At 65.5% G+C, this 18212-nt stretch carries 11 protein-coding genes; 7 read left to right on the top strand and 4 right to left on the bottom strand.

Features of this window, described 5'->3' with window-relative positions:
- Positions 1-472 precede the first annotated feature (472 nt).
- Complete coding sequence (locus QCE88_RS06500) at positions 473-3013, top strand: FUSC family membrane protein (RefSeq protein ID WP_309900250.1); 2541 nt, start codon at positions 473-475, stop codon at positions 3011-3013.
- A gap of 30 nt (positions 3014-3043) precedes the next feature.
- On the opposite strand, the gene QCE88_RS06495 is transcribed toward QCE88_RS06500, so the two are convergent.
- Together QCE88_RS06495 and QCE88_RS06490 are read right to left on the bottom strand one after the other, a co-directional pair.
- Positions 3044-3250 (bottom strand): hypothetical protein, encoded by a 207-nt coding sequence (locus tag QCE88_RS06495; RefSeq protein WP_309807862.1) that lies wholly within the window; start codon positions 3248-3250, stop codon positions 3044-3046.
- Positions 3251-3373: 123 nt separating this feature from the next.
- Positions 3374-3844, bottom strand: a complete 471-nt coding sequence (locus tag QCE88_RS06490) for an Lrp/AsnC family transcriptional regulator (protein WP_309900248.1) — start codon at positions 3842-3844, stop codon at positions 3374-3376.
- Between the two features lie 92 nt (positions 3845-3936).
- On the opposite strand from QCE88_RS06490, the gene QCE88_RS06485 reads away from it, so the two are divergent.
- Positions 3937-4560 carry a cysteine dioxygenase family protein gene (locus tag QCE88_RS06485; protein WP_309900246.1) on the top strand — a complete coding sequence of 208 codons (624 nt, stop codon included), beginning with the start codon at positions 3937-3939 and terminating at the stop codon, positions 4558-4560.
- A gap of 30 nt (positions 4561-4590) precedes the next feature.
- Here QCE88_RS06485 and QCE88_RS06480 read toward each other — a convergent pair whose 3' ends face one another.
- Positions 4591-7272, bottom strand: coding sequence for a mechanosensitive ion channel family protein (locus tag QCE88_RS06480; RefSeq protein ID WP_309900244.1), 2682 nt, complete (start codon positions 7270-7272; stop codon positions 4591-4593).
- A gap of 145 nt (positions 7273-7417) precedes the next feature.
- Positions 7418-7894 carry a hypothetical protein gene (locus tag QCE88_RS06475; RefSeq protein WP_309900243.1) on the bottom strand — a complete coding sequence of 159 codons (477 nt, stop codon included), beginning with the start codon at positions 7892-7894 and terminating at the stop codon, positions 7418-7420.
- A 393-nt stretch (positions 7895-8287) separates the two neighbouring features.
- Between QCE88_RS06475 and QCE88_RS06470 the strand changes: the two genes are divergently transcribed.
- The 5 genes from QCE88_RS06470 to QCE88_RS06450 all read left to right on the top strand — a co-directional run bounded on the left by QCE88_RS06470 (position 8288) and on the right by QCE88_RS06450 (position 18166).
- On the top strand, positions 8288-8587 hold the full coding sequence (locus QCE88_RS06470; protein ID WP_309900241.1) for a hypothetical protein: 300 nt from the start codon (positions 8288-8290) through the stop codon (positions 8585-8587).
- Between the two features lie 512 nt (positions 8588-9099).
- A complete protein-coding gene (locus tag QCE88_RS06465) occupies positions 9100-9933 on the top strand; it encodes an IclR family transcriptional regulator (RefSeq protein WP_309900239.1) in 834 nt (277 codons plus the stop codon).
- Between the two features lie 352 nt (positions 9934-10285).
- Positions 10286-11677, top strand: coding sequence for an MdtA/MuxA family multidrug efflux RND transporter periplasmic adaptor subunit (locus tag QCE88_RS06460; RefSeq protein ID WP_309900237.1), 1392 nt, complete (start codon positions 10286-10288; stop codon positions 11675-11677).
- Between the two features lie 27 nt (positions 11678-11704).
- Positions 11705-14827: an MdtB/MuxB family multidrug efflux RND transporter permease subunit gene (locus QCE88_RS06455; RefSeq protein WP_309900235.1), complete on the top strand. Its 3123-nt coding sequence runs from the start codon at positions 11705-11707 to the stop codon at positions 14825-14827.
- Between the two features lie 3 nt (positions 14828-14830).
- Positions 14831-18166 carry an efflux RND transporter permease subunit gene (locus QCE88_RS06450; protein ID WP_309900233.1) on the top strand — a complete coding sequence of 1112 codons (3336 nt, stop codon included), beginning with the start codon at positions 14831-14833 and terminating at the stop codon, positions 18164-18166.
- Positions 18167-18212 lie beyond the last annotated feature (46 nt).

Genomic DNA, 18212 nt, shown 5'->3' with positions numbered 1-18212 from the left:
GCGATTTCACAGTGGGTCCGCGGTCCACGCCCGGCGGGGCCTATGAGGGCACTCGCTAGTGCAGGGCCAGTGAGGTGTTTCTGTGTCGCGCCGCTGGGTGGTCCTTGGGCGGTAAGAAAGCTGCTTTCTTTGGTGACTTTCTTTGCAGCCGCAAAGAAAGTTACCCCCGCCCCGGGGAGGGGCAGTGCTAATAGACCGACGTGATAACGGGAAGTCCATGGAAGCGCAGGCGAACACAAGCAACCTACGCGAAGGGTCGAGAGCGCAGAACCCCGCCCCGGGGAGGGGCAGTGCAAATAGACCGACGCGAACACAGGTATTCCATGAAAGCGCAGGCAAGCACAAACAACCCAAAGCGAAGGCCCCCGAGCGCCCCCCAGGCATGTAACCTGCCTCCCCACCCGCATGGGTTAGACTCACCCGACCCCGTCGAACCCCTTCCCCCGCCGAGCCGTCAAACCCAAAAACCTCGATGCGCTATTCGTTCGAAATCAGGAAGTTCATCTACAGCCAATACTTCTTCGGCGGCTTGCGCATCGCGCTCGGCGTGTCGCTCCCCGCGGTCCTGATGCTCATCGTGTTCCACAATCGCGAACTCGGTTTCACGATCGCCACCGGCGCCCTCGGCGCCTGCGTCGTCGACATGCCCGGCCCGCTCAGGCACAAGCACAACGAGATGCTCGCCTGCACCTTCATCGGCTTCTTCTCTTCGCTCGCCACCGGCATCGCCACCGCGCATCCATTGACGCTCTGGCTCACCATCGTGCCGCTGACCTTCGTGCTCTCGCTGATCGTCGTCTACGGCAACCGCTGGCCGCAGATCAGCTTCGCGACATTGTTCATGATGGTCGTCACGCTCGAAGACCATTTCACGCCGCTCCAGGCGCTCATCAACTCTTCCTGGATCCTGCTCGGCGGTCTCTGGTACACCTACTGGGCCACGCTCGTGAGCCGGCTGCTGGTCTATCGCATCGAGCAGCAGGCGCTCGCCGAAAGCATCTTCAGCTGCGCCGAATACCTGCTCGCGCGCGCCGATTTCTACGACGGGGACGCCGATCTCGACGAGTGCTATCGCAAGCTGATCGAAAAACAGATTGCCGCGGTCGAGCGTCAGGAAGCCGCCCGCGACATCGTGCTGCGCAACCTGCCCAAGCTGAAGAGCGGCCGGCTCGACGCGCGCCGCGCCCGCCTCTTCAATCTGTTCATCAACGTGGTGGACCTGCACGAGTTTTTCGTCGGCGCCCATACCGACTATCCGCTGGTGCGCAAGACCTTCGCAGGCTCGGACGTGCTGATTTTCTATCGCGACCTCATGCGCAAGGCCAGCGCCGATCTCGAGGAAATCGGCCTCGCCGTGCTGCAGAACAGTGCCGCTGGCCGGCAGATCAGCATGAAGGCCGAACTGCGCGCGATCGAATATGAACTCGAACTGATGCGCAAGAACGGCCTGCCCGAGAAGAATCCGGAAGCCTACGCGGCGGCCGCCGCCGTGTTCCGCCGGCTCTGGAGCGCGACGCGCCTGATCGACAAGATGCGCCGCCGCACCCGCGATGACGCCGGCGCGACCGAAACCGAAGTGCAGATCGACCACGCGCTGTCACGCTTCATCTCGAGCCGGCGCGTGCCGTACATGCAGATCTTCTCGAACCTGACGATGTCGTCGCCCAGCTTCAGACACGCGCTGCGCGTGACGATCGCGGTCGGCGCGGGCTTCTGGCTCGGCCGGCTGCTGCCGCTCACCAACGCCTACTGGATCGTGATGACCACCGTCATCATCCTGAAGCCCGGCTACTCGCTGACCAAGCAGCGCAACACACAGCGGATCATCGGCACGGCAATCGGCTGCGGCGTGACCATCGCGCTCATTCTGTTCGTGAAGGAGCCGCATATCCTGCTCATCGTGATGTTCGCGTCGATGGTGATGAGCTACAGCCTGCTGCTCTTCAACTATGCGGCGAGCGTCGTGTTCACGTCGTCGTATGTGCTCTTGATGTTCCATCTGCTCGCGCCGGGCAGTCTCCGGTTGATCGGCGAGCGCGCGATCGATACGGTAGTGGGCTGCGCGATCGCCATCGCGGCCAGCCATCTGTTCCCCTATTGGGAATACCGGCTGATGGGCAAGCTCGTGAAGGATCTGCTATCCGCCACGCGCAACTATCTGGAAGCGAGCTGGTGGTGGAAGGCGAAGGCATCCGCGCAACCGGACAAGACGCGCGCCGCCGCGCCGGAGGCGAACGTCAACCCCGCCGTGTTCGCCGATGCCAACGCAGGCGCCGCAGCGTCACCCGCGGAGCAGCCGGTCGCCGCGCCCGCCAGCGCCGAAGCAGCGAACGAGCCGCTTGCCGCCACCGCGCCGCTCGATCCCGAAGTCGTCGCGGACTCGGCCGTGAAGGCCGCGAACGCGACGGCGCAGAAGCTGGCGGCGGTGAGCATCGGCGAGAGCACGGCGGCCACCGCCAGCAAGGGCGCGTCCGCCGCCGCGACGGTCGCCGCCACCGCGCTGGACCGGGATTTCCGCTATCGGCTGGCGCGCAAGAACGTGCACATCGCCTTCGCCAATCTGGCGCAGGCCTTCCAGCGCATGATGCTCGAACCGAAGGCGCAGCAGCGTTATGTAGCGGAGTTGAACGACCTGCTCGTGCAGAGCCATGTGCTCGCCTCGCAGATCACGGCGGCCGCGCCGCTGCTGCAATCGCTCAACGAGACGTCTGGCCAGGACGGTCAGCGCTTCGAGCCGGTGCAGCGCACCTTCGGCATGGTTCGCGAGCATCTGGCCGACGCGCAGGATGAACTGCCCGCTGCGCCTCGGGCCGACGCAACGCCCGCACAGAGCGACGCGCTGAAGGAGTTGCGCCGCGAACTCGACGCCATGGTCATTCAAGCCGAACGCGCGCAGGCGCTGCCGCCCGATGCGCTCCACGACCTGAAGCTGCTGGCGCATCAATGCAAGCAGATGCTGAGCGCGTCGGCGCTGATCAGCAAGGACGCGACGCAGATCCGCCTGCCGGTGTGAGGTCCGCTAGCGGGCGCGTGGCTGCGTCGGCTATTGCGATGCGCCCGTGGCGGGCAACGCGGGACGCACGTCGCTCGCGGCGGGCGTGTTCTGCTGGTCGAACTCGCGCTTCTCGCGGATCGCATTGAACAGCACCGTGCCGATGACGATCAGCACCACCACCACGATGAACACGCTGATGGCGCGCGTCGGATTCTTTCTGGGCTTGCCGGCGGGGCGGCGGGGATCGTCGATCATGGGCAATGCGCTTCGTGACGCGGTTTCGGAGAGACCCGACATGGTACCCGCGATGGTTTTCAGTTGGATTGCGGGACGATGTCGCACGGGCCATGCCGGCGCCGTGCTTCAGCGGATTCAGAGTCAGGGAAACTCGGCGATGGGCCGCACCGGCAGCGCTGTCGAATACTTGATCTGCTCCATCGCGAAGCTCGAACTGACGTCGTACAGCGGCACCGCGCGAATCAGGGTCTTGTAGACGCGGTCGTAGTCGTCGATATCGGACACCACGACGCGCAGCAGATAGTCGGTCTCGCCGCTCATCCGGTAGACCTCGACCACTTCCGGAATGTCGCGCACCGCACGGGTGAAATCTTCCGCCCAGGTCTGCGTGTGCTGGTTGGTGCGGACCGCGACGAACACCGTCGTGCCCACGCCCAGCTTCTTCGGATCGCACAGCGCCACCTGCGCGCGAATCACGCCGGTTTCCTTTAGACGCTGCACGCGCTTCCAGCACGGCGTCTGCGACAGGTTGACCCGCTGCGCCAGCTCGGCGATGGGCATGGTGACGTCGTTCTGCAGCAGTTCGAGCAGTTTGCGGTCGATGAGGTCCATTCCCATGCTGCACCCCCGGTAGGAAATTATTCTATTTCTGGATGTCCGAGCGGAATTATATGGAAACCAATTCTGGAGGCAAGCCGGTATAAATGAAGCGTGCCTTTTTCAACGAATATCACGGTTCCAAGACCATGCAATCCGAACATGTCAGCCGCCCGGCGCGGCCCTTCGCAGCGACGCCCACCCCGCCGGCCGACGCGCTCGCCACCTTGTGCGAGGAACTCGATGCCGCCTTCGATGCCGCGTCAACCGACCCGCGCCACGCCTTCGGAGAACACGTGCGCGCGGCATTGCGGCGCGCGATCGCCGCACCGGATCTGCTGCGCCCGGAGCAGCGCGCCGCCGAGGCACAACGCTATTGCCGCCATCTGCTCGCCGCTGATCCGCTCAACCGTTACGCCATCGCCGCGCTGGTCTGGGCACCGGGGCAAGCCAGCCCGGTGCATGGGCATCTGACCTGGTGCGGCTACGCGGTCATCGAAGGCACGCTGGAGGAAACGCTGTATCGCTGGGACATGCACACGCAAGACGCGGTGCCGGTGCGCCGTCATGCGCGTCCTGCCGGTGCGGTGTCCTGCGTCGAAGCGGGACGCGGTGCGATCCATCGCCTCGGCAATCCCGCCGATGCCGCCACCCGCGCCATCTCGCTGCACGTCTACGGCGTCGCGGGCGCGGAGATCGCCACGCACGTCAACGATCTGCTGGCTGCCTGAACCCGTCGCACAGCCGAGGACACACGCCGCTCAGCCCTTCCCCGGCTCCGGCGCCGTGGGAATCTGCGGCGGAATCTGCACGGACTGATCCGTCGGCGGCGGCGCGGCCTGCGGATCGTGCGAAATGTCGCGCAGCGCGGCTGCCTCGTTCTTCATCTGACTGTGACGCGCGGGTGCCGGACCCGCCATCGCCTCCTCGGGCTCTTCCGCGGGCGGCGCCTCGCCCGTCCAGATGCGCCGCGCGCGCTCGTGTCCAAACGCCGCCGCTTCGCCTGCGAGCGTGTCGCGCGTCATCTGCACATGCATCTGCGGCACCGGAATCTCCATGCCGGCCTCGTCCATCTTGCGCTTGATGCGCAGATTGAACGCGCGCGCGACGCTCCACTGCTGCAGGGGCCGCGTCTTGATCTGGCCTTTCACGACCATCCAGTTCGGATCGAAACGGTCGAGTCCCCAGACTTCCACCGGACCCAGCATCTCCAGCCGGTAGCGGAAGTCGGACATCAGGTCCGCGCCGACTTCGCGGATCATCTGCGTGACTTCATCGACATCGGCCGAAAACGGCACGCGCACTTCGAACACCGCATACGCGAAATCGCGCGACAGGTTCTTCACCGTCTTGATCTGCGAAAACGGAATGGCATGAACCGCGCCCTGGCCGTCGCGCAGGCGCACGGTGCGGATCGTCAGGCTCTCCACGATGCCCGCGTGACCGCCTTCCACTTCGATCGAATCGCCCACCGAAATGGTGTCCTCGATGATGATGAACAGTCCGGTGATGAGGTCGGCCACCAGCGACTGCGCGCCGAAGCCCACCGCCAGGCCGATCACGCCCGCGCCCGCCAGCAGCGGCGTCACGTTCAGTCCGAGGTTCGCAGCCGTGACGATGGCCGCCACCGTCAGCAGGAACACGAACACGACATTGCGCACGAGCGGCAGCATCGTGCGTGCGCGCATGCTCGGGCCGCGTCCGCCGCGCCGCGTCGAATCCGGCTTGAGCGCTTCCTGGATGCCGGTGTCGATCAGGATCCACACGAGCCACACGACGAAGAAGGTCAGCACGATCATCGCGACCGCGTGCGTGATGCCGCGCGCGGCCACGCTCTCCTCCGCCATGTGCGCGAGCGAGAAGCCCCAGAAGCGCGACGACAGTTCGAGGAACACGAGCCACACGCCGACCACGATCATCGTGCCGACGAACTTCACGAGCCTGCGTACATACGCCGACTGCCGGCGCGGCTTGCGCGACTTCGGCCGCGTGATGCGCACGACGATCGCCGACAGGAAGAAGCCGACGACCAGCAGTCCGGCGGTCGCGATGGCCATCTGCAGCACGTTCTCGGACGTGCCGATGCCCATCAGCGTCGCCACCACCGAGGCCGACGCCAGCAGCAGCAGCGGCAGTTGCCACAGCGACGCGACCACCTCGAAGGTTTCGGTCGCGGCCTTGCGCGTGTTGCGCTGCTCGTAGCTGCGGCTGCGGATCAGGTGCGCGACGGGCCGCTGGAACGCCAGCGCGAAATACGCGGTCAGGCCGGCCGCGCCCATGTTCGCGAAGGTCGAGATGAGCGCCGAGAGATTGGTGCCGAGTTGCTGGGCGACGTCGTAATTCGCGGCGGCATCGCCGAGCGCGCCGAGCGTGCCGATCACGAACAACAGCCGGCGCGCCTGCACGATCAGCAGGTTGACCGCCACGCGCCGGTGCGCCGAGCCGAACAGCGAGAACATGATCAGGCAGATGGCCGAGAACACCGCGCCCGCAACGATCGCGTAGGCGGTGACCATCGCCAGCGTGCGGCCGAGCGACAGCGGCATGTAGTGGGTGAAGCTCAGCGCCGCGAGGAATGCGAACAGATAGGGCGCGACGCGGCGCAGCGTGAAGCGCAGCAGTTCTCCCGTCGTCGGGTTCGAATGCAGCCCCATGTCGATGCCGTAGCGCGCCTGGACGCGGCGCTGGAGATAGACCAGCACGAAGGCGCACAGGCCCCAGCCGGCGAGCGTCGCGAAGTAATTGAACAGCGTGCGGCCGAAGGACTCGCGGCTCTGGCTCGTGACGATCGTGAAAAGCTCGTTGCCGGCCGCGTTGAAGCGGCCGATCCAGTAGGCGAGCGGCGTCTTGCCGCGCCTGACGTCCGCTTCGATGTTGGTGACCGCCGAGGCAATCGCGCCGAGCAGGCCGGCGTTCTGCGCCATCTTCGCGACCACCGACGCCGCCGACGATGCCGGCGCGACCGCCGCCGTCGACGCATCGCTTGCGCCGCTCGCGGCGTTCGCGGCAGCGCTGCCGGGGCTGGCGTCCGCTGCGTCGGCGCTGGCCGGCGCGGCCGCGACGCCCGGCGCGGGGACGCCGGCGAGCGCCGCGCGCTTCGCATCGCGCAGCCGCTTGAGTTGCGCGACCAGTGCGGTGCGTTGCCGGTCGCTGTCGAGCGTGCCGATGAGGGTGTCGAGCGAGCGCACCATGTCGGCGTCGGACGCCGTCGGAGTCGCTGCGTTCGACGCCGCGTCCGGCGCCGAGGCGGGCGTCGCGGGCTTGATCAGCTCTTCGAAGGAAGGCAGCGTGAGCGCGGCTGCGGCATGCGCGAAGGAAACGGTGGACAGCAGGACAGCGAACACCAGTGCCGGCGACGCCCGCCGCACGCGCGCGCACGTCGCCAGCCAGAAGATCGCGACGTACGCCCACGCGCCGTCACGCGCGCGTTTGCATGACTTCATGACGTTACCGATTTTCAAAAGACCGCCAGTTTAGCGGCTGCGAACTGCCGGCCGTCCGATGCGGACGTAACCGAATGTTAGCCATCGGCTGCATGCCGATTCGTCTGACTGTTCGTATGGAGCCGCTTGCCGTGCGGGAGAAAGCTTATTTATCCATTTCCGCGCGCGCATTGCCCGGATCCGAACTGGCCGTCGCGCCGGACGGCTGAGCGCCGGTCTGGCTTCCGGCCTGGGTGCCGTCCGGACGCGACGACCAGTCCTGCAGTTTGCGTCCCGCCGATTGCAGGCCCGCGCCGGTCGCGCTTGCCGCGTTGTTGATCGCGGCCTGGGTGGCGCTCGCCGCATTGTCCAGGTTGGCGCGCGCCGAAGCTGCCACTCCGCTCGCGGAGATATCGGGCATCGAACCGGCGTTATCGAAATTCTGCTGTGCCGACTGTTTCGCCGCATCGACCTTCTGGCCGACGTAACTCGCCGCCTGATCAAACTTCTGGCCCGTCTGGCTCGCCAGGTTATTGAATGCGCCCGCCGCCTGTCCGGCCGTAGCGTCGTGCTTTTCGCAGGCCGCAAGAAGGGCGAGCGCTCCGAGCGCAACCGCGACGCGGGTCAAGGGAGTCATCTGCATGGTGTTGCCTTCCGTCGTGTGTCGTCTGTCGCAATGCGTGCGCGTCGGCGCGCAGTGCTGAAAACCCGTCAAGGCGCCGACCTTCGCGGGCCGGATCCGGGTCAAAACTGGCGCACATCATACGCTGCTCGTGTCCAGCCTTCGTCAACCACGCCCTGCTCGCTGCGGGCAAAAGCCTTTGCGCCGGCGACTTGAACCAACCTTGCATCAGAGGAAAACCTTGGCAGTGGCCCAAGACGCGGGTTCTGATCAAAATTCCGAAAAAATCAGACGCACTGTTTCAGCTAGAGGAATACTTCTACATTTAGGAGACTTCCAGTTCTGGCAGGCTAGCCGGTTCGCATATATTTCCTCGCGTCCCGCCTTCCACGAAAGTCTCCCGCCATGTTTTTCATGAGTACCGCCATCGCCCTTACCGCAGGGATGATGCTGTTCGAACCTTTCGCACGGCCACCCGTTTCGCGTTTCACCACGCCCCGTCTACGCCGCAGCGTGGCCGCCCGCTCCTTCTTCCAGGCCGGCGTTGCACTTTTCACGGCATTGCTCGTGGCGACCAGTCCGCCGGCGCCCGAACGCATCTCGCCGCTGTTCGTCATGTGCGTCGCCGTGCTCCTGATGCTCGCGAGCATTTACTGGCTGCTTCGTGGCAGACGCATCCTGAAGCAGCGCCGCGTCTTCAACCATCGAGGCTGAAAGCGCGCGGACAGCAGAGGGTCCTGTCATCGGCCTTACGTCAGCCAGGCTTGCGTTCCGGACGGCGCCAGGCGTATGGAAGCAGGCATTTCATTCCACTTGCCGGACCGCTTTGCAGGTATATTCGGGTCAAAGCATCAGGTTTCGATGGGCGAAAAAAAAGGCGCTACGTTTCCGCAGCGCCTTAAAAGTTCTAGCCATTCCGAGGGCCGTGCTAGAACCTGAGAGACCGTATCCCGAAGTCTGAGAACGGGAAGCGCAAAAGCGCACGTCGCTATCGAGTTTCGAAATTCAATTCCATTTTTTATGGGAACGTTGCCCAAGTCAAGCAAAATTTCTGACTCTGGGCAACTGCCCAACTTTATTACCGAAAAAAGAACTCTGTACTAAAAAGTTCATCTTTGATGCAGCTTATCGTCATGACTTGCATCGCTTGCAAGCTTTGTGATCTGTCCCGGTAGAATGTCGCGCCCCCGACCTTCGGAACAATGTTTCATAAAAAACAGGCTTACATGCAAAATGACCAGCCAACGGGTAAAGAGAGAACCCGAGAAAAAGATGGCGAGGAAGTCACCGCGCTCGCGCGCGGCCTCGACGTATTGCGCCGCATCGCCGCCGCCGATGCACCCGTCAGCAACCGGGAACTGACCGACTGGACGGGCATTCCGAAGCCGACCGTGTCGCGCATCACGGCGACACTCGTCGGCGCCGGCCTGCTGTATCGGCTTCCGGACAGCGAACGCTTCGTCCTGACCGCGTCCGTGCTGGAACTGAGCAACGGATTCTTACGCAATTTCGATATTCGTGCTCGGGCGCGGCCTTTTCTGATTCAGCTTGCCGAGCGCACCGGACTCTCGGTGCATCTCGCCGTGCGCGACCGCCTGGAGATGGTCGTCATCGACGCCATTCGTCCGCGCTCCGCCGTGCTGGTGTCGCGGCTCGAAGTAGGCGGCCGGATGGACCTCACCCGCACCTCGGTTGGGCGCGCCTACCTCGCGGCGCTTTCCGAAACCGACCGGCGCGCGCTCATCGGCAGCCTGCAGACCGCCTCGGGCGACGAATGGCCGTCCATCGCAAGCAGCCTGCAACTTGGCCTCGACGACGCGCTGCGGCGCGGCTTCGCCATGTCGATCGGCGAATGGCACGACGGGCTGAACGCGGTCGCGGCCGGCTTCGTGGGCCCGTCCGAGGAACGCTATGCGGTCAATTGCGGCGGCGCCGCCTACCAATGCCCGCGCGACAAGCTGATCGATACGGTCGCGCCCGCGCTGCTCGACTGTGTCGGGCATATCGTGCGCGAGATCGGCGGCACCCATCCGGCGCCCGCCACCCACGCCGCAAGCTGAGTCACACGGGCCGGTTAAACTAGCGCCCCGCCAGGCCCTGACGCCTGGCGCCCGGCGCAGGCGCGTCGAAAGCTGTCGAAAGCTCCCCGGCCTGTCCGTGTAACAGTCGTAATCAGCCGAAAGAATGACCGGTGGACGGGTCCGAACGCGGGACGTAGCATCATGCTTCGCCGGTGGCGGCGCCCCGCCGGGCTTGCGGCTTGCTTCATGCGACGGCTTTTCAACCGCTTCCCGATGGTCCCGCCACGTGCCCGAGCCCACGCTGCCCGGCGGTTCGCGCTTCCCCGAACCGTGATGGGTTCCTCATCCGCGTCCTCGCAAGACAGAATCGAAAGACCCAGCCACCGAACAGATGGACGACCACAAGAATCCTTCAGGGCAACCGCGCCCGACGCCTCCCTCGCCCGCTTCGCCGGCTGCCCACCCTTATGCACCCACCCGCCGTCGCAGAATCGTGCCGCTGATCATCGCGGTGCTGATCGTGGCGGGCGCGCTGGCCTGGTGGCATCCGTGGAACCGCAATGGCACGAGCGCTCCGGGCGCCCAGCATGAAGCGCGGCAAGGCGGCCGGCGCGGCGCCGCGAACGCGACGAACCAGCCGCAGCCGGTGCATGTCGCGAGCGTCACGCAAGGCGAGATGCCCGTGGTCATCAATTCGCTCGGAACCGTCACGCCGCTCGCCAACGTCACGGTGAAGACGCAGCTGAACGGCACGCTGATGGACGTCGCGTTCCAGGAAGGCCAGATGGTCAAGAGGGGCGACGTGCTCGCACAGATCGACCCGCGTCCGTACGAGATCTCGCTGCGCAACGCGCAAGGCCAGCTCGCGCGCGACGAAGCGCTGCTGCAAACCGCGCGCCTCGACCTGCAGCGTTACCAGACCCTGCTGTCGCAGGACTCCATCGCGAAGCAGCAGGTGGACACGCAGGCGTCGCTCGTGAAGCAATACGAAGGCACGGTCAAGTCCGACCAGGCCAACGTCGATACCTACAAGCTCGACCTGACCTACGCGCGCATCACCGCGCCGGTGTCGGGGCGCGTGGGTCTGCGCCAGGTCGATCCGGGCAACTACGTGACGACCGGCGACACCAATGGCGTGGTCGTCATTACGCAGCTGCAGCCGATCAGCGTCATCTTCACCACGTCCGAGGACAACCTCGCCGCCATCCTGAAGCCGCTGCATGCGGGCACGAAGATGTCGGTCACGGCCTACGACCGCGCCAACACCACGGCGCTCGAATCCGGCTATCTGGAGACGGTCGACAACCAGATCGACACCACGACCGGCACGGTCAAGCTGCGCGGCACCTTCGACAACAAGGGCGGCATGCTGTTTCCGAATCAGTTCGTGAACACGAAGCTGCTCGTCGATGTCATCAAGAACGCGATCATCGTGCCGACGCCGGCGGTGCTGAACGGTTCGTCGGGCGCGTTCGTGTATGTCGTGAAGCCGGACAACACCGTGACCGTGCGCAACGTGAAGATCGGCCCGGTGGACGGCGAGCGCACCAGCATCAAGTCCGGCCTGCAGGTGGGCGAGCGCGTGGTGATCGACGGCTCCGACCGCCTCAAGGAAGGCGCGAAGATCACGATCCCGGCGGAGAAGGCGAACGCGGCGTCGGGTGCTTCGGGTGCTTCGGGTGCTTCGGGCGCATCGGCTGCTTCCAGCGCCGCTGCGGCCTCGGGCGCCTCGGGCGCGCATCACGGCGGACATCGGCGTCAGCAGACGCAATCGCAGCAGTAACCCCGAGCTTCAGGTCACGAATCCCGCATGAACCCATCTCGTCTTTTTATTCTGCGCCCGGTTGGCACGGCGCTCCTGATGGCGGCAATCATGCTGGTCGGACTGGTCGCGCTGCGCTTCCTGCCGCTGTCCGCGCTGCCCGCCGTCGACTATCCCACCATCCAGGTGCAGACCTTCTATCCCGGCGCCTCGCCCGACGTGATGACGTCGAGCGTCACCGCGCCGCTGGAGAAGCAGTTCGGCCAGATGGCGAGCCTGAACCAGATGTCGTCGCAGAGTTCGGCAGGCGCCTCGGTCATCACGCTGCAATTCAGCCTGGACCTGCCGCTCGACATCGCCGAGCAGGAAGTGCAGGCGGCGATCAACGCGGCGGGCAACCTGCTGCCCTCCGACCTGCCCGCGCCGCCGATCTACGCGAAGGTGAATCCCGCCGACGCCCCCATCATGACGCTCGCCGTCAGTTCGAAAACCCTGCCGCTCACGCAGGTGCAGGATCTCGCCGACACGCGTCTCGCGCAGAAGATTTCGCAAGTGGCGGGCGTGGGCCTGGTGTCGGTCAGCGGCGGCAATCGCCCGGCGGTGCGCATCCAGGCGAACACGCGCGCGCTGGCGTCGTACGGGCTCAATATCGATGACTTGCGCACGACCATCGCCAATCTCAACGTCAACACGCCGAAGGGCAACTTCGACGGTCCGACGCGCGCCTACACCATCAACGCCAACGACCAGCTGACCGACGCCGAGGCCTACAAGAGCGCGGTGATCGCGTACCGCAACGGCCGCCCGGTGATGCTCACCGACGTCGCGACCATCGTCCAGGGCGCGGAGAACACCAAGCTCGGCGCGTGGGTCGACGCGACACCCGCCATTATCCTGAACGTGCAGCGCCAGCCGGGCGCGAACGTGATCGCGGTGGTGGACAGCATCAAGCAGATCCTGCCGCAATTGCAGCAGTCGCTGCCCGCGGCGCTCGACGTGCGCGTGGTCACCGACCGCACGACGACCATCCGCGCGTCCGTGCGCGACGTGCAGTTCGAGCTCCTGCTCTCCGTCGTGCTGGTCGTGCTGGTCATCTACCTGTTCCTCGCCAACGTCTACGCGACCATCATCCCGAGCCTCTCGGTGCCGCTCTCGCTGGTCGGCACGCTCGCGGTCATGTACCTGTGCGGCTTCTCGCTGGACAATCTCTCGCTGATGGCGCTGACGATCGCGACCGGCTTCGTCGTCGATGACGCCATCGTGATGATCGAGAACATCGCGCGCTATGTGGAAGAAGGCGAGTCGCCGCTCGAAGCCGCGCTCAAGGGCAGCAAGCAGATCGGCTTCACCATCATCTCGCTGACGGTTTCGCTGATCGCCGTGCTGATCCCGCTGCTCTTCATGGGCGATGTCGTGGGCCGCCTGTTCCACGAATTCGCGATCACGCTGGCGGTGACCATCGTGATTTCGGCCATCGTGTCGCTGACCCTCGTGCCGATGATGTGCGCCAAGCTGCTGCGCCATACGCCGCCGAAGGACAGCAAGCGCTTCGAGGCGCGCGCGCACCGCTTCATCGACTACGTGATCGGACGCTATGCGGTGGCGCTGAACTGGGTGCTGGCCCGCCAGCACGCCACCTTGTTCGTGTTCGTGCTCACGCTGGTCTTCACGGCGGTGCTTTATATCTACATTCCGAAGGGCTTCTTTCCGGTGCAGGACACCGGCGTGATCCAGGCCATCACGCAGGCGCCGCAGGCCGCGTCCTACCAGGCCGTGGCGGACCAGCAGCAGGCGCTCGCGAAGAAGATCCTGCAGAATCCGGACGTGGAAAGCCTGACGTCGTTCATCGGCGTGGACGGCACCAACATCACGCTGAACAGCGGCCGCATGCTCATCAACCTGAAGCCGCGCGACGACCGCAGCAATAATTCGAGCGACGTGATCCGCGCCATCCAGGGCGAAGTGGCGGACATTCCGGGCATCAAGCTGTACATGCAGCCGGTGCAGGACCTGACGATCGACTCCACGGTCAGCCCGACGCAATACCAGTTCATGCTGACCGACCCGAATCCGTCCGAATTCGCGGAGTGGGTGCCGAAGCTCGTCGCGCGCCTGCAAGGCACCTCGGTGCTGACCGATGTCGCAACCGACCTGCAGCAGAACGGCCAGTCGGTGTATATCGAGATCGACCGGGCGACGGCGGCGCGCTTCGGCATCACGCCGGCCACCGTCGACAACGCGCTGTACGACGCCTTCGGCCAGCGCATCATCTCGACCATCTTCACGCAGTCGAACCAGTACCGCGTGATCCTGGAGGCCGAGCCCAGCGACGCGCACTACAGCGACACGCTCAACGGCATCTACCTGCCCTCCTCCACTGCGACCAACGGCCAGGTGCCGCTGTCGGCCATCGCCAAGTTCCACGAACGCGCGGCTCCGCTGCTCGTCACGCACCTCGGCCAGTTCCCAGCCACGACCGTGTCCTTCAATCTCGCCAAGGGCGCGTCGCTCGGCGAGGCCGTGAAGGCCATCGAGCAAGCCAAGCAGGACGTCGGGCTGCCGGCTTCGTTCCAGATCCGCTTCCAGGGCGCGGCGCTCGCGTTCCAGGCGTCGCTCTCGAACGAACTGTTCCTGATCCTCGCGGCCATCGTCACGATGTACATCGTGCTCGGCGTGCTGTACGAGAGCTTCATCCATCCGATCACCATTCTCTCGACGCTGCCCTCGGCAGGTGTCGGCGCGCTGCTCTCGCTGATGATCACCGGGCACGACCTGGACATCATCGGCATCATCGGCATCGTGCTGTTGATCGGTATCGTGAAGAAGAACGCGATCATGATGATCGACTTCGCGCTCGAAGCCGAACGCGAGGAAGGCAAGCCGCCGCGCGAGGCCATTTTCCAGGCCTGTCTGCTGCGCTTCCGGCCGATCCTGATGACCACCATGGCCGCGCTGCTCGGCGCGCTGCCGTTGATGCTCGGCTGGGGCGCGGGCTCGGAGCTGCGCCATCCGCTCGGCATCGCGATCGTCGGCGGCCTGATCGTGTCGCAGCTGTTGACGCTGTTCACGACGCCGGTGATCTATCTCGGCTTCGATTCACTCGCCCGCAAGCTGCGCGCGCGCTTTCACCGCAGCAGTCCGGGCACGCCCGCTGCCGGCGAGGGACGCTGAGCCATGAACCTGTCGCGCATCTTCATCGACCGGCCCGTCGCGACCACGCTGCTCGCGATCGGCATTGCGCTCGCGGGCATGTTCGCGTTCGTGCGGCTGCCGGTCGCGCCGCTGCCGCAGGTCGATTTCCCGACCATCTCGGTGCAGGCGCAGTTGCCTGGCGCAAGTCCGGAGACGGTCGCAACGAGCGTGGCCAGTCCGCTCGAACGGCATCTCGGCACCATCGCCGACGTCAGCGAAATGACCTCGATGAGCGCGGTCGGCACGACGCGCATCACGCTCCAGTTCGGTCTGAACCGCGACATCGACGGCGCCGCGCGCGACGTGCAGGCCGCCATCAACGCGGCGCGCGCCGATCTTCCTACGGCACTGCGCAGCAACCCGACCTACCACAAGGTGAACCCGGCTGACGCGCCCATTCTGGTGCTCGCGCTGTCCTCGCCCACGCGCACGCCGGGCGCGCTCTATGACTCCGCCGCGACGGTGCTGCAACAAACGCTGTCCACGGTGCCGGGCGTCGGCGAAGTGGACGTCAGCGGCTCGGCGAATCCGGCGGTGCGGGTCGAACTGGAGCCGGGCGCGCTGTTCCACTACGGCATCGGGCTCGAAGACGTGCGCGCCGCGCTGGCGTCGGCGAACGCGAACAGCCCGAAAGGCGCGATCGAGTTCAAGGGCACGCGCATCCAGCTCTACACCAACGACCAGGCAAGCAAGGCCGCGCAGTACAAGGACCTCGTGGTCGCGTACCGCAACGGTTCGGCGGTGAAGCTCTCGGACGTCGGCGAAGTGGTCGATTCCGTGGAAGACCTGCGCAATCTCGGCCTCATCAACAACAAGCGCGCGGTGCTGGTGATTCTCTATCGCCAGCCGGGCGCGAACATCATCGAAACCATCGACCGCGTCAAGTCGATGCTGCCGCAACTACAGGCCGCGCTGCCCGCCGACGTGCAGATCACGCCGACCGCCGACCGCTCCACCACCATCCGCGCGTCGCTGCACGATACCGAGGCCACACTCGCGATTGCGGTGGCGCTGGTCGTGATGGTCGTGTTCCTGTTCCTGCGCAACTGGCGCGCCACGCTGATCCCGAGCGTGGCCGTGCCCATCTCGATCATCGGCACGTTCGCGGCCATGTACCTGCTGGGCTTTTCGCTCGACAACCTCTCGCTGATGGCGCTGACCATCGCGACGGGCTTCGTCGTCGACGACGCCATCGTCGTGCTGGAAAACATCACCCGGCACGTCGAGAAAGGCGTACCGCGCATGCAGGCCGCGATCATCGGCGCGCGCGAAGTCGGCTTCACGGTGGTGTCGATCAGCGTGTCGCTGGTGGCGGTGTTCCTGCCCATCCTGCTGATGGGCGGCATCATCGGGCGGCTGTTCCGCGAGTTCGCGCTGACGCTGTCGCTTGCCATTGCGGTGTCGCTGGTGGTGTCGCTCACCGTCACGCCGATGATGTGCTCGCGCCTGCTCCAGGAACCGGGCGAGCGCCGGGAAGAAGGCCGCATCGCGCAATGGCTCGAACGCCAGTTCCAGCGCCTGCAGGGCGGCTACACGCGCACGCTGGACTGGTCGCTCGCGCATCCGCTGCTGATCCTGATGACGCTGTTCGCCACCATCCTCCTGAACGTGTTCCTCTACGTGATCGTGCCGAAGGGCTTCTTTCCGCAGCAGGACACGGGACGCATCATCGGCGGCATCCAGGCTGACCAGAGCACGTCGTTCCAGGCGATGAAAGGCAAGTTCTCGCAGATGATGAAGATCGTCGAAGCCGATCCGGCGGTGGACAGCGTGGCCGGCTTCACGGGCGGGCGCTCGACCAACAGCGGCTTCATGTTCATCTCGCTCAAGCCGAAGGGCGAGCGCAAGGTCTCGGCCGATCAGGTCATCAACCGTCTGCGTGCGCCGCTGGGCGATGTCGCCGGCGCGCGCACCTTCCTGCAGGCGGTGCAGGACATTCGCGTGGGCGGCCGGCAATCCAACGCGCAGTACCAGTTCACGCTGCTGTCGGACACCACGTCCGATCTCTACAAGTGGGGGCCGATTCTCACCGACGCACTGCAAAAGCGCCCCGAACTCGCCGACGTCAACTCCGACCAGCAGCAGGGCGGACTGGAATCGATGGTCACGTTCGACCGCTCCACGGCCGCGCGGCTCGGCATCAAGCCCGCGCAGATCGACAACACGCTCTACGATGCATTCGGCCAGCGCCAGGTCTCGACCATCTACAACCCGCTGTCGCAGTACCACGTCGTCATGGAGCTCGCGCCGAAATACTGGCAGGACCCGGAGATGCTCAAGCAGATCTGGATCAGCACCTCGGGCGGCACGGCGAGCGGTTCGTCCTCGACGCAATCCACCACCACGTCCGGCACCACCTCGACCGCGTCGACCTCGGCCACCGGCTCGACCGGCGCGGGCGGCGCCTCCACCAGCGCGACGGATACCAGCGCGGCGCTCGCGCTCGCCGCGGTGAAGAACTCGGCCACCAACGCGATTGCCGCCACAGGCAAGAGCGGCTCGTCGTCGGGCGCGGCGGTGTCCACCTCGAAGGAAACCATGGTGCCGCTGTCGGCCATCGCGAAGTTCGGACCGGGCAACACGCCGTTGTCGGTGAATCACCAGAGCCAGTTCGTCGCCTCGACCATCTCCTTCAACCTGCCGCCGGGCAAGTCGCTCTCCGACGCCACCGCCGCGATCTACGAAACCATGGCCGAGATCGGCATGCCGCAGACGATCCACGGCAGCTTCCAGGGCACCGCGCAGGCCTTCCAGCAGTCGGTCAGCACCTTGCCGATCCTGATCCTCACGGCGCTTGCGGCCGTGTACATCGTGCTCGGCATGCTGTACGAGAGCTATATCCATCCGATCACGATTCTCTCGACGCTGCCTTCGGCGGGCATCGGCGCGCTGCTCGCCCTGCTGCTCTTCAAGACCGAGTTCAGCATCATCGCCTTCATCGCGGTGATCCTGCTGATCGGCATCGTGAAGAAGAACGCGATCATGATGGTCGATTTCGCGATCGAGGCCACGCGTCATGGCGCGGCCACGCCGCGCGACGCGATCCGCGAGGCGTGCCTGCTGCGCTTCCGCCCGATCATGATGACGACCGCCGCCGCCCTGCTCGGCGCGTTGCCGCTCGCCTTCGGCACTGGCGAAGGATCGGAGATGCGCGCGCCGCTCGGCATCGCGATTGTCGGCGGGCTGATCGTCAGCCAGATGCTCACGCTCTACACCACGCCGGTCGTCTATCTCTACATGGACCGCTTCCGCATCCGCGCGGAAGCCCGGCGTGCGCGTCGTCAGGGCCGCGCGCGTCCGGCCGGGGCGGCGGAATGAGGTACGGGCGGCGGCGCTGATGTGCCTTGCACGCCGAAGCAATGAG

The sequence above is a fragment of the Caballeronia sp. LZ035 genome (assembly GCF_031451175.1).
Lineage (GTDB): Bacteria > Pseudomonadota > Gammaproteobacteria > Burkholderiales > Burkholderiaceae > Caballeronia.
Note: the sequence above shows the minus strand (reverse complement) of the source record. Positions and strands in the feature narration are given on the sequence as shown.